The following is a 24,177-nucleotide window of genomic DNA, read 5'->3' on the forward strand; positions in this document are numbered from 1 at the left end:
TCCGGTTAAGCCTTGCCCGCCTTGACGATCGAGGCGACCAGCGCCGCGACCTCGTCGCCCTCGCCCTCGGATGCGCCGGGAGCGGGAGCCTCGAGAGCGTCCTCGTCGCCAGCGATCGCGGAAAGCGAGGCGCCCGCCTTGGCCTTTTCAGCCGCGACAATCTCCATCGCGAAAGCCTCCGGCGACGAGCCGGATTCAATCGCCCGAATCTTCGCCTCGTCGTGACCGGCGAGGGCGATCTCCTCGATCTTCGCGATCCGCTGGCGCTCGGCGGTCGCGCCCTCGGCGCGGAAGTGAGCGGCGATCGTCGGGTGATCCTTCGCGATCGTCTCGGCGGTGATCGCCGGGGCGGTCGCGACCGGCGCGGTTTCGGTTTCCATCCTGGTATTTCCTTTGCTTGCGTGAGAGCCGCCGGTCGCGCCGACGACGAGCCCGCCGAACGAGGCGGGCTTTTGCTTTTGGACGCGGGCGGCGAGGTCGGCGAAAACCGCCTCGAACGAGCCGAGGCGATCGGCGAGTCCGGCGGCGATTGCCGCCTCCCCGACCTCGGTTCCGCCCTGTCCGAATTTCGAGAGGACCGTCTCGCGGTCGACGCCGCGGTTACGGGCGACGGCGCCGATAAAGACGTCGGCGAGCGCGTCGATTGTCCGCTGAATCCGCGCCGCGCCCTCGTCGGTCGCCGGGTCGTCGATCTTCGCCGGGCTTTGCGAGCTCGCGAAATTCATCGTCCGGACGCCCGCGCGCTCCTCGGCGGCGCGCGTATCGCGGAGCGCCATCCGGACGCCGATCGAGCCGACGATCGCGGTCGCGTCGACGACGATCTCGTCGGTGGCGGAGGCGATCCAATAGGCGGCGGAGGCGCCGAGTCCGCCCACATAGGCGACAATCGGCTTACGCCCCCGCGCGTCGTAAATCGCCTGGGCGAGCTCGGCGGTCCCGAGCGCCTCGCCGCCGGGCGAGTCGATATGCAGCAGGACCGCGCCGACCTCGGGATCGTCGAGGGCGGCGGCGAAGTCGCGCCGGAGAACCTCGTAAGAGGTCGCGCCGCTCATGGCTTGAAACACATTGGCGCGCTTGAACAGCGGACCGCGGACGTCGAGGATCGCGACGCCGTCACGGACTCGCGCCTGCTCCCCGCGCTCGAGCCATTGCGCCCGGTACGCCTCGAGCGCCTCCGGCGTTACGGCGTTCTCGCGCGCGGCGATCTCGAGGAGCCCGCGGAGCGAGCCCTCCTCCATTGCCCATACCGCCGCGAGTGCGGCCTCGTAAGCCCTCATTCCTCGCCCCCTTCGCTTTTGGTTTCCTTCGCCGGAGACGGGGCGCTCGGAGCGGTCCCGGTCGCGGAGTTGACCGGCGCCGCGGGCGGAGCGTCGAGCCCTGCCGCCCGCCGGAGCTCGACCTCGCGGGAGCGGGTGCGATGCTTCGTCGCCCAATCGCCGCCGGTCTTTTCCGCCGTGATCTCCTCGGAGGTTTTCCAGCCGCGCGCCTCGGCGATCTCGTCCGCCTTGTTCTCGTCGAGCGGGGAGAGGGAAATCCGCGCGTCGCCGATCCACTGAGCGCCCGACCAAGCGGCGCGGCGGATCGGGTCGGTAAAGAAGCCCGGCGCCGAGAGGAGCTCGCGGGCGACCATTTCCGAGAGGAACCATTCGTAGACGGGTTGGCAGAACGACGACGCCAGCCAAGCGCGGCGGGTCCGGAAGTGCTGCCACGCCGTTTCGATCGCGGCACGCGAGGCGGAATAGCTCGAGTTGAACGTCTTTAGGAGGAGCTCGTATGGAATCTCGAGCGCCACGCCGATTTGCTTGACGATCGCCAAGAAAAACGGCTCGAATTGAGCATTGGGACGCGCCGGGTTCGCGAACTCGACTGACTCGTTACCGGCGAGATCGACGACCGCGCCCGGTCCGAGGGCGATATCCCCTCCGAGGTTGCCCGGTCCGCCCTCGAGCTCGCCCAAGCCTTCGCCCGTCTCCGTTTTGACGAACACGGTAAAGAACGACGAGACGACCGCGGCCATAAGCTCCGACTCGGTGAAGCGGTCGAGTTGCTTTAGCGGCTCGATAACCGGCGCCAGGAACGGCACGCCGCGCCGCTGCCCGTCGCGGAGCTTGCGGTAAACGTGCAAGAGTTGGCGCTCGCCGGTTTTGGCGCCATAGAACGGGATCGCCGTATATTCCTCGTCGGCGCCAATGGTCCCGAGCGCGTCGCCGGGATGCTTGTTTCGGACGAACGCACGGACCGCCGCGCCGTCGCCGTCGCGCTCGATACCGGCGGCGACGCGCTCCGTCTCGGGGATGCCCGGCGGGTTGGCGACCCGGTCCGCCTCGATCAGTTGCAGCGCGAGCCCGGCGATCGCGCCTTTCCGCGGGAGGTAGCGCCGGAGCGGAAAGATATCGCCGCTCTCGAGCGCACTCCGGAAAACGATATCCTGTAATCCGGGGAAGTTGGTCGATAGTGTCGCGTCGCAGAAATTCGAGCCGCCCCAAATGCCGAACAGGAGCTCGGCGCGGCGCTCGAACTTGTCCGCCGCCTCCTCGGTAATCCCGAGGAGGTCCGCGTCGACGGTCGACCGGAGCCGGAGCCCGGTTCCGACGACGTTCGTCGTCTCGGTCGCGAGCGCGCCGACGGCGAGCGGGTTATTCCTGCCGAGGTCGCGGGAGCGCGAGCGGAGCGTCGCGAGATCGCCGAGGGTGTCGGAGTCCGCCGATCCCGAGGTCGTGTGCCAATTTTTCATGCTCGCTTTGTCGGAGCGGGCTCCCGAGTAGGAGCCGCCGCCGACGTAAAGCGCCGCCGCCTGCCCGAGCGCCTTCGCCTCGGCGCGGGTAAGCCCAGCGCTCGGGACGTTGCGGGCGGGGATTCGAACGCGAGGCTTGCTCATAGCGGGACGATCCGGCGCATACGGAGCCCCCCGCGCGTCTCGCGCCGGGCGAGGGGCTCGAGGCGCTTGCGCTCGGCGTAAAGGCGATCGAGGTCCGCGCGCCATAGCTCGCGATCCTTGATAACGACTCTCTGCCCGCGTTCCTCGACCGCCTTAATCGCGGCCTCGACACTGGCGAGCTTGTCCGCGTATTGGCCCAAAGCCCCGCCTCCTCTCGCAAATCGAGGCAAAGTTACCGGGCGCCGAACGATCGCGAGAGCGAGGTCGAGTACCTATGCGGCGACGCCGCGGGAGCGCGCCCGGCCTCGCGAAGCGGCAGGCGGGCGGGGCGCGGCGGGCGCGGCGGGAGCGGGATCGGCGGCGCCCGGCTCCGCCCGTCCGCGACCTCGAGGGGTGGGCGCGGGCGCCGGTCGCCCCTTGCCGCCGAGGATTTCGGCTCGGCGATAGAGGTCGACCTTGATCGAGAGCCGGGCAGCGATTGCGTAGACGCGGCAATCGAGAGCCTCGTTCCGCTTGCTGCCCTCCTTTTCCCATACCTTGTAGGGGAAGCCGTTTTTGTATTTAGTAACGGCCTTTTCGGCGGTGAGTTGGTCGAAATAATCCTCGCCGTAACGCTTGGGAAAATGACAGTAACCGGGGCCGGGCTCTCCAATCCCGAGGCGCTTATAGATAAGGTCTTTTGCTGTATCCACGCCGACGATGAAAACGTTAACTTTCTTGGCTACGTTTTTGGTTGCCTTTTCCGGCCAAATTGGGCGCGCTCCGGCCATGCCCTTGATTGCCCAAACCCGGCGCCCGAACCGCGAGCGGCAAAAATCATAGACCGCCTGTGTATGGTGTCCGCCGGAGTCGACGCACGCCGCCTCGACGCCAAGGGTCCGCCCCGACGGATGAAGGAATCGCCGCTGCAACGCCTCGTCGATCGCCTCCCAAAAGGCGGAGGTCGTCGGGTCGCCATAGAGCCGGAGATAGTCGATCGAATACGTCTCCTCCTCGAGCCCGGTCCCGAGGTACTCGATCTCCGCGCGGTCATCCTGAATATCGACGCCAGCGTTTACGAGGAGCACGCCCGGCGGGAGCGGCTCGACGCCGTATTCCTCGCGGCGCTTGAAAAGCCCGCCCGCCTCGAGGCTCTCGCCCTGGTCCTCCCACGTCTCCGCAAGGGTCGTGTTGATCCAGACCTTGAGCGAGTCGGGGAATTTCTTTGCCTCGAGGAATTTCTCGACGATCTTCGGAATCGTCGTCCAAGGGCTCGCGAGCTTGTTGAGGTGGAATCCCGCGTGACCATTGAACGGCGACGGTCGATTGCAGCAAACGCAAAGCGAGCGCCCGTGCTCGTCCCACTTGCTCGGGGTTTGCTTGTCGCCGCAACAAATGAAGTCCGCCGTTTGCCGCCAACGCCCGCGCTTGACGCCGCGGAGCCGTTGGCTCTCCGACCACGCCACGCCGCACGCCTCGCAATAGTACGCGGCGGTTTCTGCCTTCCCCTCCTCCCAACGCACTTGCGACCATTTTAGGTGCTGCGCCGCGTGGCAGTGTGGGCACTCGAGGAAATACCGGCGTTGGTCGGACTCGAGGAAACTCGCCTCGATCCGGCTCGCGCCCTTGATTGTCGGCGTCGAGAAAAGCCCGATCTTCCGGTTCCAAAAGGTCGAGGTTCGCTCGGTAACGAGCGAGACGGGGTCGCCCTCGGTTCCTGCCGAGCGCGGGTAGCGATCGACCTCGTCGCAAAGCACGATCCGGACCGGGCGGGACGCCAGCGACGCGGGCGAATTGGCGCCCGCCATCGTGATATGCCCGCCGGTAAACGTCTTATGCAGGATCGTATTTTCGCTGTCCTTCGCCCGCGCGTCGCCGATTTTGTCGCGGAGGATCGGCGTGTCGCGAATCATGGGCGCGAGGCGGTCTTTCGACCACGCCTCCGCCATCGCGATAGTAGGTTGCAGGACCATCATGGGCGCCGGGTCCTGCGAGACGTGGAACCCGACGAGGTTGTTAAGCGCCTCGGTCTTTAGAACCTGGGTGCAAACCATCGCCGTAACTTTCTCGACCCGAGGATCGGAGAAAGCGTCCATCACGCCGCGCGCGGGCTCGACGCGGGCGGTTTCCCATTTGCCGGGCTCGCTCGACGCCTCCGGCGAGAGGTATCGGTATTCGTCCGCCCATTCCGAGACGGTGCGGCGGGGCGGCGGGGCGCACGCGCGCTTGACGGTCTGCACGACCGCGCGCCGGAGCGCCCGGCGAGACTCCTCGCGCATTTCCTCGAGGACGCCCGCGGCGGCGAGCGCCTCCCCGGCGAGCAAGCCCGCGACGACCCGGTCGGCAGCGGCGCTAATCGGCTTCGCCATCGTCGACGCCCTCCTCGACCTCGCTCTCGTCGACGTGCGAGACGATCTCGGAGAGCCCTTCGTAAATCCCCTTGGTGATCGCGTCGACGATCTCGGTCGACGCCTCGGGGTTCCCGGTCCACTCGTCGACGAGCGGGCGGACCTTGGTCGGGATCGCGAGGAGGCGGGTTTTGCAGCGCGAGAACTCCGCGCCGACGACCTTCGCGACCTCGTCGATCGGGACGACCTCGCGCTTTGCCTTTGCGAGCTCGAGCTCCTCGCGCGCCGCTCGCGCCGTCTCGTACCGCTTGCGGATTTCCTCGAGCGAGAGCCGGGACATATCGCCTTGCGTCGCTGCGATCGCCCGGTCCTCGAGCCATTTCCGGACCTCGCCGGTATCGAAAGCGTACTCGCGCCCTTTCCGGCCTTGCTCGAGGACCGGCATTCCCGCTCGGAGCCAAGCCGAGACGGTCGGGAGCGAGACGTCGAAAATCTCGGCGAGCTCGTTTCGGTTTACTTTCTTGCCCATGCTCGGACTCTCTGGGGAGTGCCGGGCGACGGAAAGCGAGCTCTGGTCGCCCGGCGGGCGGGCTTAGGCGAGCCCGCGGCGGTCGGCGTAAGCCTCGAGGATGCTCTCCGAGAGCTCGGCATGGCGGCGGGCGGCGCGATCGGGTCGGAGGCTGTCGGCGGCGATCTGAACGGCGGAGGGCTTGCGGTTCGCGGCAATGTCGCGGGCGAGCTCGAGGATATCCTCGACCTCCTCCTCGAGCGCTTCGAGCGTCCCGCCATTCCAGAGGATCAAATCCGCCTCGATCCTGTCGACCCGCTCGGAGGGATGGATCGGGAACCGGAACCCGAGCGCCAGGAGGAGGCGCCCGACGATCCCCCAACGGGCGCGGGGCTTCACGCGCGGGTTTTCGATCCGGATGATAACGCCGCCGCGGGCGCGGATCGCAGCCGCTTCATTCGGGAAACGGACGTCCTCGGCGGCGAGGTCGGTTTCGTCGAGACTGTCGACCCGACGCTCCCAAGCGCGGACCCAAAGGTCGGCGCCGATCATCCTCCGCCCCCAAGCGGTCCCGAGCGTCACTTTCGCGTGCCTCGACGTCTTGCCGCAAAGCGCCTCAAGCGGCTCCCCGCTGCCATCGCCCTCGAGCTCCCGGTCGGAGAGCCCAAGCGCGCGGAGCATTGCCTTAAACGGGTCGGCGAACCGCGCCCGCTCGAAACCATGTGCGTCCTGTAGAATGTTGGCGACGGTCGATTTTCCAGACCCGGCGAGTCCGGTGATCCCGATAAGCATTTCTGGCGAGCTCCGATCTAGGTTGGAGCCGCGAGGTTGCCGGGGAGGCGAGGGGGCGGCGAGCGAGGTCCGATCGCCTCAAAGAAATGCGAAACGGTTTCGCTTTTCCGCTTGTCATGCGAAATGGTTTCGCATATTCTCAAAAGCGTCGGGGGGCCGGAATAGTCCGACCCCCCGGCTCTAGCAGAGGAGAGAAGTCCATGATCCGATGGACATTCCGACTCCACTGGAAGGGAAAGACGATCGAGATTGAAATCGAGATCGGCCTAACCTTCTAACGGAGAAGGGGGAGGGAGTTAGCGGCTCCCTCCCCCGCCTCTCTAAAGGAAAGATAAGCGAGCACGCGGCGAACGTGAAGGGGGCTAACGTGGCAACTTCAACCAACGAGCGCAAAAACAGCAGCATGACCGGGGCGGATTTCCTCGCGTGGCGGAAGGCGCAGGGGATGACCCAAGGGGACGCGGGGGATCGCCTCGGAGTGACGCGGCGGACGGTTCAGCTTTACGAGGCGGGGGAGCAACCGATCCCGCGCACCGTCGCGCTTGCCTGCCGCGCCATCGCGGAGGGGTGGGCCGATTTTGCGGAGCGCGCGGAAACGGAGCTCGGCGCGTCGTGAGCTATGCGTTTTTGCTTCGCCGCCGTTAGCTTGGTTGTGCGTTTCCCGCATAGCTCGAGGCGTTTCAGCGGCGGCGAGGCGCCGGGGCAATGGAAACAAAAAACGCGGTTTGGAATTTTGTTGCCTAGCCGATTACCGGGGTCGCGAGGCACCCGTGACGGTGGGGTGTCTAGGAGGACCCATACCGGGGGAGGGGGGGGCCGCCCCCTCGATCCCCCTCGAGGGTTGCTCCTCCCGCCCCGCCACTGCCCGTCTGTTGCACCGTGCGAGGATCGAGGGCTTTCGAGGTAGCCTATTGCCCCCCGCTCCCATCCTGCGGCCTTCTATGGGCGCAGGGGGCGTGCTGCCCTCATATTACTGCCCATTCCCCCATACTCGAATCTTGACGACCCGAGCGAGACGAGCCACAGCAACGATGAGCGGAGCGTTCGGATGGAGGCTCCGTATGCTCTCGAGCATTCAAACGGCCAACGTGGAAAACAAAACGGCCCCGCATTTGCGGGGCCGCGCCTTACATCAGAGCCTAGTTCAAACTAGGCCTAACGTTACGCCCTACGAGCGACCTTACGCTCTTCCTGGGCCTTGTGATCGTACTTGCTCAGGGCAGCCTCGAACGCAGCGTCGTCGCGCCACTTCGCGAACGTCGTTCTGGCACGCTCCTCGGCGTTCTGGCAGAACTCGATCTGGTCTGTCCTGTTCATAGCTCACTCCCCATTGGTTCACATAGCTAGCGCCTATCCGAGGCGGGAATCAAACGATTTCTGAATCCCCGAGCGTGGCTAGCCAAACGCGCTTTCCGTTCCAGTCGTCACATTGCAACACCCTGTACCCGCACCCAACAAAGACACGAGATATCATATAGTGCTTGTCCATAGATTTTTCAGGGGGGTTATGGTCGTGCGTACACCTATCCACCTGTTTAGGGCGCTTTATATTCAAAATCATCTCAGTTAGATAACAAACGACTCCCAAAATCATCCATCGGTCTTGCTTCGTAAACTCATCATGAATGCTTTTGCCAGTCCAGTGCTCAACAGTTTCCCCGGTGAAACTGTTCCTTTCGACGATATAAAAATAGTACTCTGGCCGATCCGGCTGGTAGGGGCCGAGCGCCACCGCGGCGAAGTACGTTGAACCTTTATCCTGGTCTGCTCCGAGATAGCAGAGCGCCATACAATCGTGCTCGCCACGATCAAAAAAATCGTAGTCGGATGGCGGAACGGTAGCCTCAAGGACAAACGGCATAGCAGCACTGTCGAATTTAGAATGGGGCGCGGAGCTTACTCGTCTCGCAAGTTTACGTAAAGCAGTGCCTGCTCGATGCAGCCAAGGTCTTGTATTGCGTTAGTCGCCTAACAACCCTGCCAAACGCTCGCGGTGCGAGACGCGGGACGAGGAGCTTCCCTCCTCTGCCCCTCGCCTCTTTCCTTGGTCCTCATGCGTGTCCTAAGCGGCAATGCTCGAGGCGTGCCTCGTGGGAGGATACTCGGAGTAATGGCGCTCCGCCCGTTCCCAAGCCTTAATCTCGACCTCGCGCACGATGTAGTGGACGGCACGAATAATCGCCGGGTTAGGGTTGAGATTGAGGAAGTTCTCGACCGCGTCGGTAATGTGACCGTGATCGAAGCGCGCCTCTTTCCTCTCCTCGATATCGAATGCGAGGCTGATTAGGCGATCGTCCCAATCTTCGACGATGCCAGAGTTTCCGAGGTTTTCGTTTTCAGCGTTTTCGGTGGCGATGCTCATTGCGCCCTCGTTTCTGTGTGACGTGATTTATCGTCTCACGGATTTGAAAGGACGCAAGCTATGCACCCCCGCATATGCGCAACGTAATTCATTGAGGTTTCTCAATCAGTTGCGCATGTATCCCGTTCGGAATAATTCAATCAGTTTTTCGTCAGCCCCGGCGCTCGACTTTGCGCCGGGGCGCTCATGCCTTTTAGCCATTCGGGATACGAACCCGATCCGCCCCGTAGTACCGCGCCGCCCTCTCCCATGCCCGAACCTCGACGGCATGAGCGAGACGCAATGCGGCAACAATGAGCGGATCGCTCGGGTCTAGGAGGAGGAGACGATCCGCCTCGGCGACCGGGTCGACGCAATCGTTGAGCCCGGCCCCCGCGCTCTCAATCCCCATCGCGAGGCGAACTAAGCGATCGCCCGCGTCCTCGCAGTAATCTCCCTGGTTGTACGGCATATTTCCTCCGGTTCCGATCTAAGGTTGCCATACTAGGAGAACATATCAGGAACTCAACCCTATTTGAGAAATATCGGGGTATGTGTTCCTAACGGGCGGTCGCGAGGGCTTGCTCGTATGCCCATTGGAAATTCTCCGAGAACCGCTCCCTAACAACGAGCTCGGTCGTGTCGAGCAAACCGAGCCGAGGCTTGACCTCGACTCCTGCGTCAAATTGATACATCAGCCGGATGGGCTGTCGCTTTTGCCCGCTGTAGGGTCCGCCTTGGACCCTGCGCTTTCGCCCGAACCGTTGCCAGATAACGAACTCCTCCGATCCGGTTTCGATCGGCGCCAGGAAATAGCCGCGTTTCCGGAGGAGGGCGCTCGGCCACTTTCCGGGGCGAGTAGTGTCGGTGATCTTCCGGCGGGCGCCGATCGGGATCGCGCTGTTTCCTTCGCGCTCGCCGCCGGTTTCCTGCAATTCCATGAACGGGGAAACCGAGCCGACTTGCGCCTCGAGGTTCTTTTTCCCCGCCGGGCGATATCGAATCCCGTTGGGAACGTATTTCCCGCGGATCGTGAAATTCGACGTGAGGCTATCCCTCACGCGACCTTGCGCGTCCTGGGCGGTTTTCGTGAGCGCGCGGGCGATCGCGTATGGCGCTTGGCGCCCGAGGTTGTCGATTTTTCGGAGGTCGCGCGGACCGAGCTTGATCTCGAAACGGAGCATTTGCACCCCTTGGGGAAACGGTTGCACTCCTCCGGCCTTGCGGGCGGGGAAACCGTTGCCCTATGATCGGAGTGCCTCGATCGTTCCCCGTTTCCCGAGAGTAGAAAAGTTGGATCGCCTCGCCCGTATCCTCGCCGCCCTGCGGCAAACCGGGCTCGGCTATAACCTCTCCGCGATGAAACCGGCGGACCTCGAGCTTTGTCTCGAGGCGTGCCGGGCGGAAGCCGAGCCCGACGACGACCTCCGCGGCGCCCTTGCCGATCTCGAGAGAGAGGGGTATCGGCGTTGGGCTTGGGAGGTCGTCCTCGAGTTCGCGCGACGAGCCGGAATGCGAACCGAGGAGGCTCGCGCCGACCTCCGCCAGAACCGCGAGGCGATCGAGGAGGCGTACCGCGCCGGTATGTCGCCCGAGGACGCCGTCGCCCTTTACCTCGACCTTTTCCCAAGGAATCCCCAATGATCGAGAAAATCGACCGAGAGCCCGAGACGACGCGGGAGGAGCGAGGATCGCGCCAGATCGCCGCCGCCCGACGAAAGGCGACGGAGCTCGCCTCGCATTGCCAGTTTTACGGGATACCGCTCGAGACGGTCCTCGATCTCGACGTCCCGACCCTCCCCCCGCCGATCGACCTTGCGGCTTTCGACGCGCCAGCGTTCAACGCTTGGCGAGAGCGCCTCGGGCTCTCCTACGTCCGCGCCGCGGAGGCGCTCGGGATTTCCGATCGCATGGCGAAGTATTACGGGGGCGCGGGAAAGCCCGTCGAAGGGCGGAGCGGGAAGATTCCTCGGACTGTCGCTCTCGCGTGCGAGGCGCTCGAGCTCCGGAAAGCCCTCGGGCGCTGAATTGGTCCCGGCGTGCGACCCGCGCCGGGTTCGCTGTTGATAGGCGCGAAAAAGCCCGGCTCCCCCTCCCGAGAGCCGGGCTTTCCCCCACCAATAAGGCGCGTCGTGTCCCTAGTCGCGAGGCGCCTTATACTCGACCCCGCCGCCAGGGGGAGGCGAGGTCGAGTACCGTCGCTCCCTGACGGGCGCCCGCTTCACCGGAGCCCCCCGCGATCCACGTCTCGACCACGCCGCGCGAGACGGCGCCGGTTTTCATGGCGACCATTTGCCCGCCCTCGAAAAAGGCGAGGGTCGGGAGCCCGCGGACGCCGTACCGGGTCGCAATGCCGGGCGAATTGTCGGCGTTTACCTTGACGATCGAGAGGCGCCCCTCGAGGGCGGTCGAGAGCGCGTCGAGGACCGGAGCGATCGCTTTGCAGGGGCCGCACCAATCGGCGTAGAAATCGACGACGACCGGGATCGGCGAGGCGAGGACGACGGCATCGAAATCCGCGTCGTCGAGCTTGCGGACGGTGCTCATAGCTGGACTCCCGAGAGGAGATACGCCGCTGCGACGATCGCGACGGAGGCGGCGATCGCGCCGCCGTAACGGTGAAGGATCGCCAGGACGCCGCCCGCGAGGGCGGCGGCGAACCCGAATAGAACGGTTCCGACAATGATCGCGGCGGCGACGACAGCCATAGCGACCGCTGCGAGGACCGCGATCGCGGTTTCGAGGAAGTCGGTCAATTGCCTTCGCCTTCCGCCTGGATTTGATCCCAGCAGTCCCCGACGAGCTCGAGGAGCTTTTCCCGCCCCACGCCGCCCGCGGCGGCGAGGGATGCGGCGAGCATGGCGCCGACGGCGACAAGCGCCTCGGTCGGGAGGTCGATCCTCCCGAGGACGGTAAGGACTCGATCAGCGGCGATTCCCATTTTGCGCGCGAGTATTTCCTCGGCATTCATGGCGTTATTCCACCATCCCGAGGGCTTCCTTGTAGAGCTCGAGGACCGCCTCTTGCTCCTGTCGGTCCGCCTTGTCCATCTTTCGGAGGCGGATAACTTGACGCATGATTTTCGTGTCGAACCCGGTTCCCTTCGCCTCGGCGAACACGTCCTTAATGTCCTCTTGGAGTCCTCTTTGCTCCTCGAGGAGACGCTCGATCCGCTCGACGAAGGATTTCAGCCGCTCCGCGGCAATCCCGCCAACGTCACTCATTTTCCGTTTTCTCCGATCTAGGGTTATGCGGCGGTCGACTCTGCGCCCGCCGTGTGCAAGCCCGCGAGCGGGAGGAAATACCCTCGCGCCCCAAGGGCTCGCATGATCGAGGCGGCGCGTTCGTCCGCCTCGGGAAAGGGACCGGCCCCGATGATCCCGCGGAGCCGAGCGATTGCCCGATCCGCCTCGGAGCCGGAATGCAGGACGAGGAAACCGTCCTCGAGGACGAGGTCGATCCATCGGAGGGCAGCGGCGAGGGCGACGTCGGTATCGACCAAGCCGCGCCCGACGCCGTCCTGCACCGCGCCGGATGCCCGCCGGATACGCTCGACGACCTTCCGGGTATCTCGGAGCCCTAGCCCGTCGAGAGGCGCTCTAGCGGCTCCCTGTAGGGCGAGGAGGATATCGGCGTCCTCGGGTTCGGCGGCGGGGTTAGCGATCTCGAACAGGATCGCCGCCGGGAGGGCGAGCTCGACCCGTTGCGTATCAGTGAGCCGGGGCATTACGCCGCCTCCCCAAACTTGCCCGCCATCGCGCCCCAAGCGTGCCAACCGGGGCGGGCGGTCCTCGAGAAAAGCTCGATGTAAGGACCGGGAACGAGCGCCTCGATCCGCTTGTATTGGCAATCGGGTTTGCGGGAATGCTCCCGACGCTCGTCGACGATCAGCCGACGGACCCGGCGAGCCTCGGTCGTGTCGTTCCGCGAAGGGCTCCCGCGCGTGCCGAGGAGGCAAAGCTCGGGGTTTGCGCGGGTCCAATAGCCCATGCCCGAGAAAAATGCCTCGTCGGTCGCCGGGAGCTCGGCGCCGCCCTTCCGGAGCTTCGCCCAATTGAAACCGACCGTTTTGTATGTGAAGCCCCAAGCCCGCATGACCTCGAGCCCAACGGCGAGGAGCGGGTCCGTCACCCATAGGAACAGGACGCAATCCGGCGCCGCGAGCTCCGCGACCGGGAGCGACTTGATCGCAGGAATCGTCATGGTGTCGTAATGGCGCTCGATCTTCTCGCTCGCCCCGCTGTAAGCGTTGAAGCGCCAAGGGGGATCGGCCAGGATCGCGCCCGCCTGTCCGAGCGGGACGTCCTCGAAAACCGCCTCCGCGACGGCGCGATAATCGGTAGCGTCGAGGCTAAGGCTATGCCGCGTCATGCCGCGACCTCCTCGTCGTACTTGCCCGCCAGGACAGCGCCGAGCGACCGGACGTGTCCGCTCGCGCGCTTTTTGGGGTCTGCCGCCTCCTCGCCGCGCCGGATCATGGCGACGGTCTCGTCGAAACGCGCCCTCGCCTCCGGCGGGAGGTCCTGATAACGAATCCGGCTCCGCTCCGCCTCCGCCTCCTCGGCGCGGCGTGCGTGCTCCGCAAGGTGCTGTTGCGCCCGCGTGGCGACGAGTCGGCGCTTTGCGACGAGGCTCCGGAGAACCTCGGCGACGTCGGCGGGCGCGGGCTGGAAGCGGAGGCGCTCGATCAAGTGCTCGACGGCGAGCTCTCCGATCTCCGGCGGGAACTTTGCGAAAATCTTCGCGAGCGACCGGGCATAGATCGAGGGCTCGACCGCGTCGCGCCGGGCAGGAATGGAGCCGACAAGGACGCCGACGAGCCCGACGGCGACGCGCTCGGGCGCGACGACGGCGAGGCTTTGCTCGACCTCGGCGACGACCCGCTCGCACGCGGGCGCCGGGACGAGGCGGGTATAGCTGTCGACCTTGTCGGGGCTGTTTAGCGCCGCCCAATGGCGAGCGGTCGTCGGGAGGGCGGCGGTACTGACGGGAGCCGGGAGGTTTTGCAGCGCGACGGAGAGCGCCGGAAGATTTGCGGTATGGGTTGCGTCGTCCATTGGGGCGATCCGGTGATCTAGGGGGAGGGGAGGGTCGAGGGGGATTAGGCGGCGAGCTCGCGATCCTGGGCCTCGCGATAGAGCTCGCGGACGGCGTCCATTACCGGGGAGGAGCCGAGGCGGGCGGCGCTCGGCGCCGGACGGCGGTCGTCGTATGAGCCCTCGAGGAGCTTGGTAAAGCTCCGCTCTTGGCAGAGGAAATCGAGGTCGGCGCGGAAACCGCGGTCGGTCCGCCCGGTCAGGAACGGCGAGGCGCCGAGCTTTTCGAGAGCGACCTCCCATCCGGGGAGCCCGCCGCAATCGCGGAGCCGGGCGGCGAGGGCTCGGCGGCGCTTGTCGGTGAGCTTTTGCGCCCGCGGGAGTCCGTTCTGCTCGGCGGTCGCGTTGTAGAGATCGACCGCGAGCGAAACCTCCTGCGCCGTCGGACCGGCGGGCGCCGTCGAGCGAACGCGAGACGGGACTCCCTCGTTAGAGGGAGAGTCCTCTCTTTCTTTATCTGTATCTGTATCTAGGGCGGCGTTATGCGTTACGGACGGCGTTACTTCGGCGTTACGCTCCGTTACCTCGGCGCCCCCGACCTCGCGCGCCGCCTTTTGGCGCTCGCGGAAACGACGCTGCCGGTCGGCGTTCGTCTCGTCGGATTCACGCTCCCGTTTCGGTTGACGCTTGTTCCAATTGGAGATTTTGTCGCCGTCGAGGAGTCCACGCTCGCGCATATGGTCGACAATCCGCTCGACGACGTCGTCCTCGAGATCGAGGTCGAGCGCCATTTCCTCGAGGTCGAGCCCTTCGATCGTGCCGCGGTTTTGGTTCTGCGAGGCAAACTCGAGAAGGAAAACCCACGCCGAAATGACGGCGGTTTTGTGCGCCTTTGCCTTTTTAGCGATCAGCGCGAGCTTAGTATCGCGCACGGTGCCGTGATAGAGGCGCAACCAATCCCAAGCCATGCGTTAGCCCTCCACCGTCGCGGCGTTACGCGGCGTTATGGTTGCGTTACGAGTGTCGAGCCATGCGTCCGCGATCCACCCGACAAGGGTCGAGGGCTCGGGTTGCAACCCGACGGGGATTTCGTGTCCGATGGACGCGGCGAGCTCGCGAGGCGAAAGCCCTCCGCCTCCGGCGGCGATCCGCCGGGTCGCCCACTCGAAATGATCGACGGCGACGGCGAGCGCGGCAGTCCCGAAACCGATCGAGCTCATAGCCGATACTCCTCGACGATGATCTCGACGCGCGGCTCGGCGGCGTACCGCTTGCGGGAAATGAGATCGACGACGACCGCGTCGTCTCGGTAGGCGACCCGGTTAAGCGCGTCCTGCACGCCCTTGGAGTAGTTGTCGACGTCGGGGCGCGCGGTCGGGACGACTTCGCCAGCGAGCGCCGCCTCCCGGCGCCGGAGCGGCCAGGACTCCGGAACCGCGACAAACGTCCGGACCTCGAGGACGACCGCCCCGGCGATCGGAGCGGCTCCGCGGAGCGCGGCGCGGGCGCGGATAACGACCTCGTCCTTGAAGAACCGGAGTCGCTCCCGCGTGAAGAAGCGACCGGAGCGCCCATCATGCCCGGCGCGCGACCAAGGGACCGCGGCGCCGGGGATTGTGATCTCGAGGCGGCGCGTCATGCCCGCGCCTCCGTCCGGTAGGCGTGCGCCGGGCGGCGCTTGAAGTAGTAGCCGCGCCGATTGGCGTTGTTCTCCGAGACGGTCGCCCAACGAAGATTTTTCTTACGACAATCGAGCCCTTCGCCGTTCCGGTGATCGACAAGGATATGATCCTCGGTCGGCGGAAGAACGCCGAGGACGTCCAGCATAATGAAGCGATGGAGATAGATTACCGAGCGGACGCCGCCGACGGTAACCCAACGCTTTGCGTAAGCCTTGCCGCGATTGTCCTCGCTGTAGGTCCACACATGCCGGGAAACGATCGGGACGACTTTGGGGTCGACGAACGCAAAGCGATCGCCGCTCCTGCCGAGGAAAATTCGGGAGGGCTCCTCCGCCTCACGCGCCCAATCCCTCGGGTCAAACGGATCGAAGGATTCGGAGAAATCGGCGAGGTCGAGCGGGTCGAAGAAATCGAGGCTCATTTCTGCCCCCGCTTGCTCACGGGAACGAGCCCAAGCTCGCGGCGGCGCTCCGAGCGGCGAATAGCCGCTTTCGTAATGTCGTCGAGCCGCTCGTAATTCGCGCGGAGCTTGGCGTCGAGCTCGGGCGGAACGTGCTCCCGGCAATACCAAAATTCGGACTGTCCGAGGCGCTTGTTCCCGACGCCGAAAGGGGGATTCGGCTTGTCGCAGATCATGCACACGGGCTTTTGCCACGGAACGGGGGCGGGTTTGCTCGACTTGCCGAGAAACGCGGCGAGTTGCTCGACTTGGTCGAGGAGGGACGGGGGGCGCGTGCTCATGCCGCGATCTCCGCGACGCGGTCGAAGCGGGAGCCCTGGTATCCGGACATAAAGCGGCGGATCGCCTCCGCTTTGCGGAACGTCGGGGAGCGCCCGCTCTCGAGGTCGCTAACAAGGTGGGGGTCGTTCGCCGCCAACCGCCCGAACCGCGAAGGCGCGAGCCCGGTTTCAGTCAGGAACGAACGGATTTCGGCGAGGAGGTCGGTCGTCATGCGGACTCTTGTAATCCGCCTTGTGGGAAATTTCCATCAATTTTCCGTCAATGTGACGGATAGTGTCGTGTCGACGCCCGACGAAGCGGCGGATATATGTCTCGGCGTCCTGCGTAAAACCAATTGTGCAAGGGCTCAAATTTGCGTTAGATGGGTATCTGTTTGCGTCACAATGAAGGATTGCCCGCTATGAATGCGGAGCTTGATAACCCGACGGGGGCTCGCGCTCGCTTACTGGCGCGTGCAAGGGATCGTCGCTTTTCTCTCCGAGAGCTAAGTCGCCTTCTCGAAAGAAACCCCTCGTACCTACATCATTTTGTTCATAAAGGGTCGCCGCGGGATTTGCCCGAGAAGGAGCGTATTAAGCTCGCGTCTCTCTTACAAGTTGACGAGAGCGAGCTCCGCGACTCCGACTTTTCCGCGGTTCCTGAGCGACCAAGTACCTCGCAAAACTTAGATCGCTCAAAGCCTCCGAGCCTTCCGATCCTATCGGCTCGCGATCCAAGCGGCGCCATGATCCGAATAAATCGCGAGGATGCCGTCGAGTTTACAGACGTCTCGATATTCGGATCAGGAATAGCTTTTGCGATACGAATTACAGATCCCTCACTCGCTCCAAAATTTGATCTCGGAGACGTTGCTATAGTTGATCCGGATGCCTTGGCAGGACCCGGCGACTATGCCTGCATAACTTTAAAAGATAAGAGAATAGTCGTTGGTCGACTTGTCGAGAGAAGCGGCGGATTGATTGAGTATCGCCGCCCCGGAATTTCTGAGTTTTACCAACTCTCCGCCTCTGATGTTCACGCGATCGAAAAGATCGTCGGCGTCGTTCTCCGTTAAACTCGCTCCCTAATTTTCGTGCCTGCGAAAGCCCGCCGATTTTCGACGGGCTTTTTCGTTGCCCGCAAAGCGTCGGATCGTTACGCCCTCGTAACAGACGGGCACCCGCCGTGTTATCGGAAAAAAATGCGACTCGCGAGTCGCGATGACGCAAATTTCCGTTGCGACATCGGATTAACCCGAGGTATATACGCTGCATAGCGCCGAACGACGCTAGACCTAGATCGCAGATCCCCGGAAACCCCCCAAATGATGAATCGCCAACACGCGATTATGACGGGAGTCGTATTCCCCCGCCTCGTCGCCTCCGCGGTCGCCAAGCGCGCCGAAAATCCCGCCGCTCCTCTTTCTCACGCTGAAACAATCGCGGTCCTCCTCGACCGGACGCGCAACCGTTGGGGCGATTCCCCGGCGGCTCTCGAGCTTGCCGAGCGTCTCGGAAACCTCTCCGGTCGCGAGCTCGCCCTCCCGCTGCGCCTGTGATGGAGCGGAGAGAATGGCGACCTCTCTTTCCCTCGACGTAACCCTCGACCTCGGCGACCTCGGCGCCGTCGATCTCGTCCTCGAGTGCGCCTATAGCCCGGCAACGCGGGACTATTTCGACAAGCCTCTCAGCGTCTATCTGCCGGGCGACGGGGAGGAGATCGAGGTTTCGCGCATCTTCGTTTGCCGCAACGGAAAGACGGAGCCTGCGCCGGAGATCGAGCTCCTCGTCGAGCGCCTCGGGTTCAATCTCGAGGAGCGTTTCGCCGAGGCGATCCGCGAGGCGCACGTCGCCAGGAACGCCCCGCCGGAGGATCGCGACGAATGATCCCCGCCCGCCAACCTTACAAGGCGAGCGGGCGATATGCCGGAGAGGCGGCGCGGGAGGTCGATAGTCCCCGCGCCGGTTACTTCCGGCTCCGGCTCCGGAAGGGGGCGCCATACGTCCCCGCCCGTATCTGGATTGGACTGCCGCGCGACCCGCTTACCGGGGAGCTCCTCGATCGCTCTTACCGCCCCATCGTCCAAATCGCCAACTTCCCGGCGACGGACGATCCAGAGGAGGTCGCTCGGGTTTGGCACCACGGCGAGACGATCGACCCGGCGACCTTCGCTTACATGCGGTCCCGCGCCGAATGGGCGCGACTGCATGACCCGGAGGCTCCCGCCGCGAACCCCCTTCGCCCGGTCGACCTGTCGACCATGCGCCCGCCGTTCTGAAACCCCCTAGATCGGATCAAGCCCTATGGAAACCCCCGGTATCGGACACAACAATCCGCCGACGGACGAGGAGCTCCTCCTCGACGAACTGGACTCCGCGATGTTCGCCCATCGCCAGCGTGCCGCCGAGCTCGCCGCGTCCTGCGAGCGCGCTCCGGAGGCGGTTTTCGACCTCGAGACGGCGACAAAGTCGATCCTCCTCGCTGCGCAAATCGGCGCCTTTCTGTCCAAGGTCGAGGCGGAGCGCAAGGATCGCAAGGACCCGATCCTAAAGCACGCCGCGACGATCGACGGGTTCTTTAAGGCGCTCGTTGGCGACCTCGAGGCGTCGCGCGACGCCGTCCTCGAGCGGATCGCCGATTATCAAACCGTGATCGCCGAGGGTCCGGACGACAAGGCGCAAATCCGGACCGACGAGGGTCCGCTCGCGACCTCCTCCATAACCCGGACCGTCCGGATCATCGGCCCGGACAAAGTCCCGAGCCACTTCCGGACGATCGACGTCGCCGCGGTTCGCGCCGCCGTCAAGGCTGGCGAGACGGATATCCCCGGCGTCGCGATCGTCGAAACCCGCAAAGCCCTTATCAAGTGAGTCGCCAAATGCACAACCTCCCGACGATTGCCAACTCGGCGCCGGTCCCCTCGACGATCGACATTTTCCTCGACGCCTCGAAATTCAATCAGCTTTGGCGCGTCGCTCAAGCCTTCGCGAGCTCCAACCTCGTCCCGGCGACCTACCGGGGAAAGCCCGAGTCCTGCATGATCGCGTTCGATCTCGCGAACCGGCTCGGCGTGCATCCGTTGATGCTCATGCAGAATACGACCGAGATCGGCGGTCGCCCCGGTTTCTATGTGGAGTTTCTCGCCGCCCTCGCGGCATTCCGCGGCGTGTTTACGGGGCCGATCGACTACATCGTCGAGGGCGCCGCGGACGCGGGCAACCTCAAGGTTACGGCGGTCGCGACCCTCACGCGGGATGGAAAGGAGCGGCGGGAATCCGTCACGTTGAAGGAGGCGAAGGCAGATGGATGGACCCGCAACTCGAAATACCAGTCGATCCCCGAGCAAATGCTCCGCAAGCGCGCCGCCGGGCGCTTGATCGGCCTCTATGCGCCGGAGATCAAATTCGGCTTTCCGACGACGGACGACCTCGAGGACGCCCTCCTCTCGACGACGGCGATCGTCGTCCCTGAGAGCGCCGAGCCCGTCCGCCCCGAGCCGATGAAGCCGGGCAAGGTCGAGGCGATCGACGCGGAGGTCGTCGAGCCGCGCCAAATGGATATCGAGGAGGTCGTCGGTCGCTCGGAGCCCAAGCCCGCCGCTCCCGCGCCTGCCGCCCCGGCTCCCTCCGCCGCGCCCGCCCCGGCTCCGGCTCCGGCGCCCGCCGCCGAGGACAAGGAATTTCCGGGTTTCATGGTCCGCGATCGTTTCGGGGAGGAGATCACCTTTTACGCGAAAGCCGGTGTTCACGCGCAAAAGGCGATCCAAGCCGAAATCGCGAAGTGCGCGACCGTCGACGAGATCGAGGCGGTTCTCGAGCACAACGCCGAAACGGTCGGCGCTATGTCGGCGGGTTGCGTTGCGAACGTGAGGGACGCCGCCGAGGCGCGGCGCGGAGAGCTCGCCCCCGCCGCTCCGGCGCCGGAGGCTACCGAGGAGCTTCCTCCGGTCGAGAAGCCCGCCAGCGAGCCGGAGGGGCTCGAGGATGAGCCCGCCGCCTCGGCGGTCGACGAGAGCCTCCGCGTCCCGGTCCCGATCAAGGGCGATGGCTCGGTCGATTACGCCGCCCTCTTTGCCAAGCTCAAAGGCGGCGTGACGAACGCGGCCTCCGTCGCGGCGCTCGAGGCGTGGAAGGCGGCGAATATGCCGACCCTCGAGGATCTGAAAGCGAACGTCCCGACCTGGGCGAAAGCCCTCTCGGACGCCATGCAGAAGCGCCGCGCCGAGCTCGGCGCCTGAGACGACGGGGAGCCGGTCGCCCCGGCTCCTCCTTCCCCTAGATCGACGGAATCCTCCCCATGAAAAACGCCTCTCTTGACCTCGTCGGCGGTTCTGCCGCCGCCCCGTCCCGCCCGTCCGACCTCGCCGAAATCCGCTTCTCGATCTGCAAAGGCGCGAACCCGCGCGTTTCGATCGGCGTCGCAAAGGAAATCGTCGACGCCATGCCGTCGACGCCGCGCCGAGCCGACCTCGAGGTCGACGGCGAGGGGCTGGTTTGCCTCCGGTTCGATCCGGAGGGCCGGTTCTCTGTGATCTCGAGCGAGGGCTCCAACTTCTACTGGATTCAATTCGGCACCGATGCCGCCCCTTGGCCCTGCACGTCGGAAAAGCGCGGCGCGCACACTGTCGGCGCCGTCGTCCGCGGGCTCGAGGTCGTCTCGACCGCCCCGATCCCCGAGTCCTTTTACGTCGGCGGAAAGCGCCCGGCGCCGATCGCCTCGATCGAGGAAATCCGGGCTCGCGTCCTTTGGCTCAATGAACAGATTTCCGCCCGCCGTTTCCGCGGAATGACGATCGAGCCGGTCGTCCGCGACGGCGAAATCCGTCTCCGCGTCGTCGAGGAGGTCGTCCTCTAATGTCCTCCGTTCGCTATCTGGATTTCCGCGCCGCCTCCGCTCGCCTTGCCGAGATCGGCATTACCCGCCCCGACGGCTCGCCGGTCCCGGCTGATACCGTCCGGACGTGGGCGGACAAGGGCAAGCTCCCGTTTTTCAAGGGACCGGACAATAAGCGCCGGATCGCCGAGCCGGAGCTCCTGTCCGCCTTCGCCAAGCTCCAATCCGAGGCGGCGAAACCGTCTCGCCGGAAGTGAGGGGGGCAGCCATGCGGCACAACCGCCCCTCTCGCGTAACGGTCCCGGCTCGGGCGCACCCGATCGTGCGTTTCATCTTCGCCGAAATGCGGCGCCAGGGAGTGACTTACGTCGAAATGTCCGAGAAATCGGGCCTCGCACGCGAGACGCTTACCGCATGGCGGACCCGGAACAAGCCCGACCTCGAGAGCCTCGAGGCGGCGCTCGGGGTCTTAGGCTTCGATCTCGGTCCGCTCCTGCGAGGAGCTCCGGTCGACCTCGGCGGCGAGATCACAGCCTCCGCCGCCGCCCTCGCCGGATACCGGCTCTCCCCCCGTCTCCCCGATCCGGGCGCGCTTCCCGCTCCCTTTACCTCTCTGACCAAGGACGAGTCCGAAGAATGAACGTATGGACCTTTACCGGGCGCCTCGGCGCCGACGCCGAGCTCCGGACGACGCAATCCGGGGAAAAGGTGCTCGGGTTCCGCGTCGCGAACGACGTCGGTTTCGGCGACCGGAAAACAACCCAATGGGTCGATTGCAGCCTTTGGGGGCGCCGGGGCGAGGCTCTTGAGCCGCACATGAACAAGGGAACGCAAGTCGTGATCTCCGGCGAGGTGACGATCCGCGAGTTTGAGAAGCGCGACGGGACGCGCGGCGCCGGGCTCGCGGTCCGCGTCGCCGAGGTTTCCCTCGTCGGCGGGCGCCAGGACGGCGACGGAGGCGGACGCCGTGAGGAGCGCCGGGACGACCGCGGCGGCTATGGCGGCGGAGGGTATGGAGCCCGTGACCGCGAACCGCCGCGCTCCGAGGGCGCTTACGGCGGAGGGTCGCGCCGCCCGCCGGGCGACCTCGACGACGAAATCCCCTTTGCGCCCTGCATCCACTGAGCGACCGGGAGGGGGCTCCGCCTCCTCCCTCGGCCTCCCTCCTAGATCGGATCACCCTCCCCATGAACACGAACGCCCCGGCGCCGAGCGCCGATCGTATCCCGCGCCATGCCCGCGACCTCCGCCACGCTCTCGCGTCCGAGCTTCCCGAGGTTTGGTCCGGACTAATCGACTCGCGCGTCGACGCCGTCCTCCGTCGGGAGGTCGCGAAGGTCGTCGACACTGAGACGCGACCGCTCCGCCACGATCTCGCGAACGCCACCCAAGTGCGGGTTTTCCTCGAGGGGCGGGTCGCCGAGCTCGAGGGGCGCCCCGAGGTTCCGGCGGCGCTCTCGCCCTGGTTCCCGTTCGTCGCCGAGTGCCTTCGCGATTACGCCCGGCTCCTCGAGGACGGCGCGATCGACCGCGCCGGGCGCTACCTGTCCCACGATATCGAGAAAGCCGCGGAGACGCTCGAGCGTGCGGTCGAGCCCGCGGCGCCGGGCGAGGTCTGTAAGGTCTGCGAGGGAATCGGGGAGCTCGTCGTCGGGCTTTCCCTGGAGTCCTGTCGCGCTATCGAGCTCGTCCCCTGCCATGCGTGCCGAGGCAAGCCGACCGACCCGGCAATCGCCGCCGTCGTCGCCGAGGAGAGGGGCGCGGCCTAATGCCCCGCGTCCTCGCTTTCGACACTGAGACGACGAGCAAGTATCCGAACGAGGCGCACGTCGTCGAGCTCGCTGCCGTCCTGTACGACGCCGACGGGCGCGAGCGGTCGGTCCTCGACCTCATTATCCGCCCCGACGGCTATACGATCCCGGCGGAGACGACGGCGATCCACGGCATTTCGACCGAGCTCGCCCTCGAGGTCGGCGTCCCGCACGCTTTCGCCGCCTCGGTCTTTAACGCGCTTTGCGACCAAGCCGACGTGTTGGTCGCCCACAATCTGCAATACGACCTCCCGGTTATGGAGCGGCTCTATCGGCTCCTCGGCAAGCCCCATCGGATGCCGGGCAAAACCGCGCGGTTCTGCACGAAAGTTTGGTCGACGGACATCGTCCAAGTGCCGCCGACGGAGAAGATGAAGGCGGCGGGGCGCCATCACTGGAAAAGCCCGAGTCTCTCCGAGTGCATGGCGTTCTTTTTCGGCGAGGAGCACGTCGACGCCCATAGCGCCCTACCGGACGCCCGTGGGTGCGGTCGGGTCTATTGGGAGCTCCAACGCCGCAAGCGCGAGCGTGAGGAGGCGGAGGCGGCGGAGAAAGCCCGCCGAGCGGCGGAGCGCGCCGCCAAGCGCCAGCCGGAGGCGATCGTCTAATGCGCCTCCGCCTCGCAATCGTCCGGCTCCTCGAGGAGCTCCGCAACGCCCCGCGGACGCGGGTCGAATATACCAACGGCTCGACCGAGCGTGTCCTCCTCGAGCGCGATCTCGAGGCGCTCCAAGCGCGAGCCGACGAGGTCCGGCAACTCCTCGACCAAGAGCTCCCGGCCAAGCGATAGCCCAACGGGGCGGCGCGCTGCCGCCCCTCTCCCTCTAGATCAAAGGAAACTGGATATGACCGAGCTTGTTCTCACTCCCTACGTTCGCGCCCTCGCCGCCCCGGCGATTGACCTCGAACCGAGGCGGGCGACGCACGCCAGTAACGCCCCATAACGCCAGTGTCGCGGCGGAGCCGGGCGGCTTTCTTTCGATGGATTCGGGGCCACTCGGCTCTATGCCATTTTGTGCCGATTTTGTGGCGCGCGGAGTGACGTAGCGTAACGCCAACTAACGCAAACCTAGGGATTTCAACGGGTTAGTAACGCGGGGATAAAGCCGCTGTTTGCACCATTCCAGCCGCCAAAGTGGGGCTAAGTCCTTGATTTATAAGGAAAAGGAATGGTGCCCAGGGACGGAGTCGAACCGCCGACACGGGGATTTTCAGTCTTATTCGAGCCTCCCGGTTTCCAAGGGCTCT

At 65.2% G+C, this 24,177-nt stretch carries 36 protein-coding genes; 13 read left to right on the forward strand and 23 right to left on the reverse strand.

The window, feature by feature from the left end; genetic code table 11:
• Positions 1 to 5 precede the first annotated feature (5 nt).
• From TSH64_RS01095 to TSH64_RS01120, 5 genes are all read right to left on the reverse strand, one after another.
• Positions 6 to 1,277: a S49 family peptidase gene (locus tag TSH64_RS01095; RefSeq protein WP_109095323.1), complete on the reverse strand. Its 1,272-nt coding sequence runs from the start codon at positions 1,275 to 1,277 to the stop codon at positions 6 to 8.
• Complete coding sequence (locus tag TSH64_RS01100) at positions 1,274 to 2,878, reverse strand: phage portal protein (protein WP_158285321.1); 1,605 nt, start codon at positions 2,876 to 2,878, stop codon at positions 1,274 to 1,276. Before TSH64_RS01100 ends, TSH64_RS01095 begins: the two co-directional genes overlap by 4 nt.
• Positions 2,879 to 3,150: 272 nt before the next feature.
• Positions 3,151 to 5,226: a phage terminase large subunit family protein gene (locus tag TSH64_RS01110; RefSeq protein ID WP_199237393.1), complete on the reverse strand. Its 2,076-nt coding sequence runs from the start codon at positions 5,224 to 5,226 to the stop codon at positions 3,151 to 3,153.
• Positions 5,210 to 5,734 carry a terminase small subunit gene (locus TSH64_RS01115; protein WP_109095326.1) on the reverse strand — a complete coding sequence of 175 codons (525 nt, stop codon included), beginning with the start codon at positions 5,732 to 5,734 and terminating at the stop codon, positions 5,210 to 5,212. Before TSH64_RS01115 ends, TSH64_RS01110 begins: the two co-directional genes overlap by 17 nt.
• 63 nt (positions 5,735 to 5,797) lie before the next feature.
• On the reverse strand, positions 5,798 to 6,505 hold the full coding sequence (locus TSH64_RS01120) for a hypothetical protein (protein WP_109095327.1): 708 nt from the start codon (positions 6,503 to 6,505) through the stop codon (positions 5,798 to 5,800).
• A gap of 367 nt (positions 6,506 to 6,872) precedes the next feature.
• On the opposite strand from TSH64_RS01120, the gene TSH64_RS01125 reads away from it, so the two are divergent.
• Positions 6,873 to 7,121 (forward strand): helix-turn-helix transcriptional regulator, encoded by a 249-nt coding sequence (locus TSH64_RS01125; RefSeq protein ID WP_199237394.1) that lies wholly within the window; start codon positions 6,873 to 6,875, stop codon positions 7,119 to 7,121.
• 545 nt (positions 7,122 to 7,666) lie between these two features.
• Here the strand turns inward: TSH64_RS01125 and TSH64_RS35520 are convergent.
• From TSH64_RS35520 to TSH64_RS01140, 5 genes are all read right to left on the reverse strand, one after another.
• The gene (locus TSH64_RS35520) at positions 7,667 to 7,822 is read right to left on the reverse strand and encodes a hypothetical protein (protein ID WP_158285322.1); all 156 of its coding nucleotides are present in this window, start codon (positions 7,820 to 7,822) and stop codon (positions 7,667 to 7,669) included.
• A gap of 49 nt (positions 7,823 to 7,871) precedes the next feature.
• Complete coding sequence (locus TSH64_RS35190) at positions 7,872 to 8,366, reverse strand: hypothetical protein (protein WP_146207967.1); 495 nt, start codon at positions 8,364 to 8,366, stop codon at positions 7,872 to 7,874.
• A 201-nt stretch (positions 8,367 to 8,567) separates the two neighbouring features.
• Positions 8,568 to 8,867, reverse strand: a complete 300-nt coding sequence (locus TSH64_RS01130; RefSeq protein ID WP_109095329.1) for a hypothetical protein — start codon at positions 8,865 to 8,867, stop codon at positions 8,568 to 8,570.
• Between the two features lie 193 nt (positions 8,868 to 9,060).
• Complete coding sequence (locus tag TSH64_RS01135) at positions 9,061 to 9,318, reverse strand: hypothetical protein (RefSeq protein WP_109095330.1); 258 nt, start codon at positions 9,316 to 9,318, stop codon at positions 9,061 to 9,063.
• Between the two features lie 88 nt (positions 9,319 to 9,406).
• Complete coding sequence (locus TSH64_RS01140; protein WP_109095331.1) at positions 9,407 to 10,030, reverse strand: hypothetical protein; 624 nt, start codon at positions 10,028 to 10,030, stop codon at positions 9,407 to 9,409.
• 109 nt (positions 10,031 to 10,139) lie between these two features.
• Between TSH64_RS01140 and TSH64_RS01145 the strand changes: the two genes are divergently transcribed.
• Positions 10,140 to 10,490 carry a hypothetical protein gene (locus TSH64_RS01145; RefSeq protein WP_109095332.1) on the forward strand — a complete coding sequence of 117 codons (351 nt, stop codon included), beginning with the start codon at positions 10,140 to 10,142 and terminating at the stop codon, positions 10,488 to 10,490.
• Positions 10,487 to 10,873 (forward strand): hypothetical protein, encoded by a 387-nt coding sequence (locus TSH64_RS01150; RefSeq protein WP_109095333.1) that lies wholly within the window; start codon positions 10,487 to 10,489, stop codon positions 10,871 to 10,873. Before TSH64_RS01145 ends, TSH64_RS01150 begins: the two co-directional genes overlap by 4 nt.
• 127 nt (positions 10,874 to 11,000) lie before the next feature.
• On the opposite strand, the gene trxA is transcribed toward TSH64_RS01150, so the two are convergent.
• The 13 genes from trxA to TSH64_RS01215 are packed head-to-tail and all read right to left on the reverse strand — an operon-like array spanning position 11,001 to position 16,517.
• The gene (gene trxA, locus TSH64_RS01155; protein ID WP_109095334.1) at positions 11,001 to 11,393 is read right to left on the reverse strand and encodes a thioredoxin; all 393 of its coding nucleotides are present in this window, start codon (positions 11,391 to 11,393) and stop codon (positions 11,001 to 11,003) included.
• Positions 11,390 to 11,602 (reverse strand): hypothetical protein, encoded by a 213-nt coding sequence (locus TSH64_RS01160; protein WP_109095335.1) that lies wholly within the window; start codon positions 11,600 to 11,602, stop codon positions 11,390 to 11,392. Before TSH64_RS01160 ends, trxA begins: the two co-directional genes overlap by 4 nt.
• The gene (locus tag TSH64_RS01165) at positions 11,599 to 11,817 is read right to left on the reverse strand and encodes a hypothetical protein (RefSeq protein WP_109095336.1); all 219 of its coding nucleotides are present in this window, start codon (positions 11,815 to 11,817) and stop codon (positions 11,599 to 11,601) included. The genes TSH64_RS01160 and TSH64_RS01165 overlap by 4 nt, the downstream gene beginning before the upstream one ends.
• 4 nt (positions 11,818 to 11,821) lie before the next feature.
• Positions 11,822 to 12,070 carry a DUF2312 domain-containing protein gene (locus TSH64_RS01170; protein ID WP_109095337.1) on the reverse strand — a complete coding sequence of 83 codons (249 nt, stop codon included), beginning with the start codon at positions 12,068 to 12,070 and terminating at the stop codon, positions 11,822 to 11,824.
• 23 nt (positions 12,071 to 12,093) lie between these two features.
• Positions 12,094 to 12,573, reverse strand: coding sequence for a hypothetical protein (locus TSH64_RS01175; protein ID WP_109095338.1), 480 nt, complete (start codon positions 12,571 to 12,573; stop codon positions 12,094 to 12,096).
• Positions 12,573 to 13,217: an MT-A70 family methyltransferase gene (locus TSH64_RS01180; RefSeq protein WP_109095339.1), complete on the reverse strand. Its 645-nt coding sequence runs from the start codon at positions 13,215 to 13,217 to the stop codon at positions 12,573 to 12,575. The genes TSH64_RS01175 and TSH64_RS01180 overlap by 1 nt, the downstream gene beginning before the upstream one ends.
• A complete protein-coding gene (locus tag TSH64_RS01185) occupies positions 13,214 to 13,903 on the reverse strand; it encodes a hypothetical protein (protein ID WP_109095340.1) in 690 nt (229 codons plus the stop codon). Before TSH64_RS01185 ends, TSH64_RS01180 begins: the two co-directional genes overlap by 4 nt.
• Positions 13,904 to 13,947: 44 nt before the next feature.
• Positions 13,948 to 14,850 (reverse strand): hypothetical protein, encoded by a 903-nt coding sequence (locus TSH64_RS01190; protein WP_109095341.1) that lies wholly within the window; start codon positions 14,848 to 14,850, stop codon positions 13,948 to 13,950.
• A gap of 3 nt (positions 14,851 to 14,853) precedes the next feature.
• On the reverse strand, positions 14,854 to 15,102 hold the full coding sequence (locus TSH64_RS01195) for a hypothetical protein (protein WP_109095342.1): 249 nt from the start codon (positions 15,100 to 15,102) through the stop codon (positions 14,854 to 14,856).
• Positions 15,099 to 15,521, reverse strand: coding sequence for a RusA family crossover junction endodeoxyribonuclease (locus TSH64_RS01200; protein ID WP_109095343.1), 423 nt, complete (start codon positions 15,519 to 15,521; stop codon positions 15,099 to 15,101). Before TSH64_RS01200 ends, TSH64_RS01195 begins: the two co-directional genes overlap by 4 nt.
• Entirely contained in the window at positions 15,518 to 15,985 is a 468-nt protein-coding gene (locus tag TSH64_RS01205) for an HNH endonuclease (protein WP_109095344.1), read from the reverse strand. Before TSH64_RS01205 ends, TSH64_RS01200 begins: the two co-directional genes overlap by 4 nt.
• Complete coding sequence (locus tag TSH64_RS01210) at positions 15,982 to 16,305, reverse strand: hypothetical protein (protein ID WP_109095345.1); 324 nt, start codon at positions 16,303 to 16,305, stop codon at positions 15,982 to 15,984. The genes TSH64_RS01205 and TSH64_RS01210 overlap by 4 nt, the downstream gene beginning before the upstream one ends.
• Positions 16,302 to 16,517 carry a hypothetical protein gene (locus TSH64_RS01215; protein WP_109095346.1) on the reverse strand — a complete coding sequence of 72 codons (216 nt, stop codon included), beginning with the start codon at positions 16,515 to 16,517 and terminating at the stop codon, positions 16,302 to 16,304. The genes TSH64_RS01210 and TSH64_RS01215 overlap by 4 nt, the downstream gene beginning before the upstream one ends.
• A gap of 1,092 nt (positions 16,518 to 17,609) precedes the next feature.
• On the opposite strand from TSH64_RS01215, the gene TSH64_RS01220 reads away from it, so the two are divergent.
• The 10 genes from TSH64_RS01220 (at position 17,610) to TSH64_RS01275 (ending at position 23,537) form a co-directional block, all read left to right on the forward strand.
• A complete protein-coding gene (locus tag TSH64_RS01220) occupies positions 17,610 to 17,843 on the forward strand; it encodes a hypothetical protein (protein ID WP_109095347.1) in 234 nt (77 codons plus the stop codon).
• Between the two features lie 13 nt (positions 17,844 to 17,856).
• Complete coding sequence (locus TSH64_RS01225) at positions 17,857 to 18,171, forward strand: hypothetical protein (RefSeq protein WP_109095348.1); 315 nt, start codon at positions 17,857 to 17,859, stop codon at positions 18,169 to 18,171.
• 417 nt (positions 18,172 to 18,588) lie between these two features.
• The gene (locus TSH64_RS01235; RefSeq protein WP_109095350.1) at positions 18,589 to 19,155 is read left to right on the forward strand and encodes a hypothetical protein; all 567 of its coding nucleotides are present in this window, start codon (positions 18,589 to 18,591) and stop codon (positions 19,153 to 19,155) included.
• Between the two features lie 8 nt (positions 19,156 to 19,163).
• Positions 19,164 to 20,522, forward strand: coding sequence for a hypothetical protein (locus tag TSH64_RS35525; RefSeq protein WP_158285323.1), 1,359 nt, complete (start codon positions 19,164 to 19,166; stop codon positions 20,520 to 20,522).
• A gap of 59 nt (positions 20,523 to 20,581) precedes the next feature.
• Positions 20,582 to 21,139 (forward strand): hypothetical protein, encoded by a 558-nt coding sequence (locus TSH64_RS01250; RefSeq protein ID WP_109095353.1) that lies wholly within the window; start codon positions 20,582 to 20,584, stop codon positions 21,137 to 21,139.
• The gene (locus TSH64_RS01255; protein ID WP_109095354.1) at positions 21,139 to 21,375 is read left to right on the forward strand and encodes a hypothetical protein; all 237 of its coding nucleotides are present in this window, start codon (positions 21,139 to 21,141) and stop codon (positions 21,373 to 21,375) included. The genes TSH64_RS01250 and TSH64_RS01255 overlap by 1 nt, the downstream gene beginning before the upstream one ends.
• Before the next feature lie 65 nt (positions 21,376 to 21,440).
• A complete protein-coding gene (locus TSH64_RS01260) occupies positions 21,441 to 21,758 on the forward strand; it encodes a hypothetical protein (protein WP_146207968.1) in 318 nt (105 codons plus the stop codon).
• Positions 21,755 to 22,243: a single-stranded DNA-binding protein gene (locus tag TSH64_RS01265; protein ID WP_109095356.1), complete on the forward strand. Its 489-nt coding sequence runs from the start codon at positions 21,755 to 21,757 to the stop codon at positions 22,241 to 22,243. The genes TSH64_RS01260 and TSH64_RS01265 overlap by 4 nt, the downstream gene beginning before the upstream one ends.
• Positions 22,244 to 22,305: 62 nt before the next feature.
• A complete protein-coding gene (locus TSH64_RS01270; protein ID WP_109095357.1) occupies positions 22,306 to 22,887 on the forward strand; it encodes a hypothetical protein in 582 nt (193 codons plus the stop codon).
• A complete protein-coding gene (locus TSH64_RS01275; RefSeq protein ID WP_109095358.1) occupies positions 22,887 to 23,537 on the forward strand; it encodes a 3'-5' exonuclease in 651 nt (216 codons plus the stop codon). Before TSH64_RS01270 ends, TSH64_RS01275 begins: the two co-directional genes overlap by 1 nt.
• Positions 23,538 to 24,177 lie beyond the last annotated feature (640 nt).

The organism is Azospirillum sp. TSH64, from assembly GCF_003116035.1.
Taxonomy (GTDB): Bacteria; Pseudomonadota; Alphaproteobacteria; order Azospirillales; family Azospirillaceae; genus Azospirillum.

Bases quoted from the DNA above. Each gene is read 5' to 3' on its own strand.
- TSH64_RS01130 (WP_109095329.1), bottom strand. From the start codon at position 8,867: ATGAGCATCGCCACCGAAAACGCTGAAAACGAAAACCTCGGAAACTCT.
- TSH64_RS01095 (WP_109095323.1), bottom strand. From the start codon at position 1,277: ATGAGGGCTTACGAGGCCGCACTCGCGGCGGTATGGGCAATGGAGGAG.
- TSH64_RS35525 (WP_158285323.1), top strand. From the start codon at position 19,164: ATGCACAACCTCCCGACGATTGCCAACTCGGCGCCGGTCCCCTCGACG.
- TSH64_RS01235 (WP_109095350.1), top strand. From the start codon at position 18,589: ATGGAAACCCCCGGTATCGGACACAACAATCCGCCGACGGACGAGGAG.
- TSH64_RS35190 (WP_146207967.1), bottom strand. From the start codon at position 8,366: ATGCCGTTTGTCCTTGAGGCTACCGTTCCGCCATCCGACTACGATTTT.
- TSH64_RS01165 (WP_109095336.1), bottom strand. From the start codon at position 11,817: ATGAATGCCGAGGAAATACTCGCGCGCAAAATGGGAATCGCCGCTGAT.
- TSH64_RS01265 (WP_109095356.1), top strand. From the start codon at position 21,755: ATGAACGTATGGACCTTTACCGGGCGCCTCGGCGCCGACGCCGAGCTC.
- TSH64_RS01215 (WP_109095346.1), bottom strand. From the start codon at position 16,517: ATGACGACCGACCTCCTCGCCGAAATCCGTTCGTTCCTGACTGAAACC.
- TSH64_RS01180 (WP_109095339.1), bottom strand. From the start codon at position 13,217: ATGACGCGGCATAGCCTTAGCCTCGACGCTACCGATTATCGCGCCGTC.
- TSH64_RS01175 (WP_109095338.1), bottom strand. From the start codon at position 12,573: ATGCCCCGGCTCACTGATACGCAACGGGTCGAGCTCGCCCTCCCGGCG.
- TSH64_RS01170 (WP_109095337.1), bottom strand. From the start codon at position 12,070: ATGAGTGACGTTGGCGGGATTGCCGCGGAGCGGCTGAAATCCTTCGTC.
- TSH64_RS01225 (WP_109095348.1), top strand. From the start codon at position 17,857: ATGGCGACCTCTCTTTCCCTCGACGTAACCCTCGACCTCGGCGACCTC.
- TSH64_RS01210 (WP_109095345.1), bottom strand. From the start codon at position 16,305: ATGAGCACGCGCCCCCCGTCCCTCCTCGACCAAGTCGAGCAACTCGCC.
- TSH64_RS01275 (WP_109095358.1), top strand. From the start codon at position 22,887: ATGCCCCGCGTCCTCGCTTTCGACACTGAGACGACGAGCAAGTATCCG.
- TSH64_RS01220 (WP_109095347.1), top strand. From the start codon at position 17,610: ATGATGAATCGCCAACACGCGATTATGACGGGAGTCGTATTCCCCCGC.
- TSH64_RS35520 (WP_158285322.1), bottom strand. From the start codon at position 7,822: ATGAACAGGACAGACCAGATCGAGTTCTGCCAGAACGCCGAGGAGCGT.
- trxA (WP_109095334.1), bottom strand. From the start codon at position 11,393: ATGAGCACCGTCCGCAAGCTCGACGACGCGGATTTCGATGCCGTCGTC.
- TSH64_RS01190 (WP_109095341.1), bottom strand. From the start codon at position 14,850: ATGGCTTGGGATTGGTTGCGCCTCTATCACGGCACCGTGCGCGATACT.
- TSH64_RS01100 (WP_158285321.1), bottom strand. From the start codon at position 2,878: ATGAGCAAGCCTCGCGTTCGAATCCCCGCCCGCAACGTCCCGAGCGCT.
- TSH64_RS01255 (WP_109095354.1), top strand. From the start codon at position 21,139: ATGTCCTCCGTTCGCTATCTGGATTTCCGCGCCGCCTCCGCTCGCCTT.
- TSH64_RS01120 (WP_109095327.1), bottom strand. From the start codon at position 6,505: ATGCTTATCGGGATCACCGGACTCGCCGGGTCTGGAAAATCGACCGTC.
- TSH64_RS01185 (WP_109095340.1), bottom strand. From the start codon at position 13,903: ATGGACGACGCAACCCATACCGCAAATCTTCCGGCGCTCTCCGTCGCG.
- TSH64_RS01150 (WP_109095333.1), top strand. From the start codon at position 10,487: ATGATCGAGAAAATCGACCGAGAGCCCGAGACGACGCGGGAGGAGCGA.
- TSH64_RS01195 (WP_109095342.1), bottom strand. From the start codon at position 15,102: ATGAGCTCGATCGGTTTCGGGACTGCCGCGCTCGCCGTCGCCGTCGAT.
- TSH64_RS01250 (WP_109095353.1), top strand. From the start codon at position 20,582: ATGAAAAACGCCTCTCTTGACCTCGTCGGCGGTTCTGCCGCCGCCCCG.
- TSH64_RS01200 (WP_109095343.1), bottom strand. From the start codon at position 15,521: ATGACGCGCCGCCTCGAGATCACAATCCCCGGCGCCGCGGTCCCTTGG.
- TSH64_RS01135 (WP_109095330.1), bottom strand. From the start codon at position 9,318: ATGCCGTACAACCAGGGAGATTACTGCGAGGACGCGGGCGATCGCTTA.
- TSH64_RS01115 (WP_109095326.1), bottom strand. From the start codon at position 5,734: ATGGGCAAGAAAGTAAACCGAAACGAGCTCGCCGAGATTTTCGACGTC.
- TSH64_RS01140 (WP_109095331.1), bottom strand. From the start codon at position 10,030: ATGCTCCGTTTCGAGATCAAGCTCGGTCCGCGCGACCTCCGAAAAATC.
- TSH64_RS01110 (WP_199237393.1), bottom strand. From the start codon at position 5,226: ATGGCGAAGCCGATTAGCGCCGCTGCCGACCGGGTCGTCGCGGGCTTG.
- TSH64_RS01205 (WP_109095344.1), bottom strand. From the start codon at position 15,985: ATGAGCCTCGATTTCTTCGACCCGCTCGACCTCGCCGATTTCTCCGAA.
- TSH64_RS01270 (WP_109095357.1), top strand. From the start codon at position 22,306: ATGAACACGAACGCCCCGGCGCCGAGCGCCGATCGTATCCCGCGCCAT.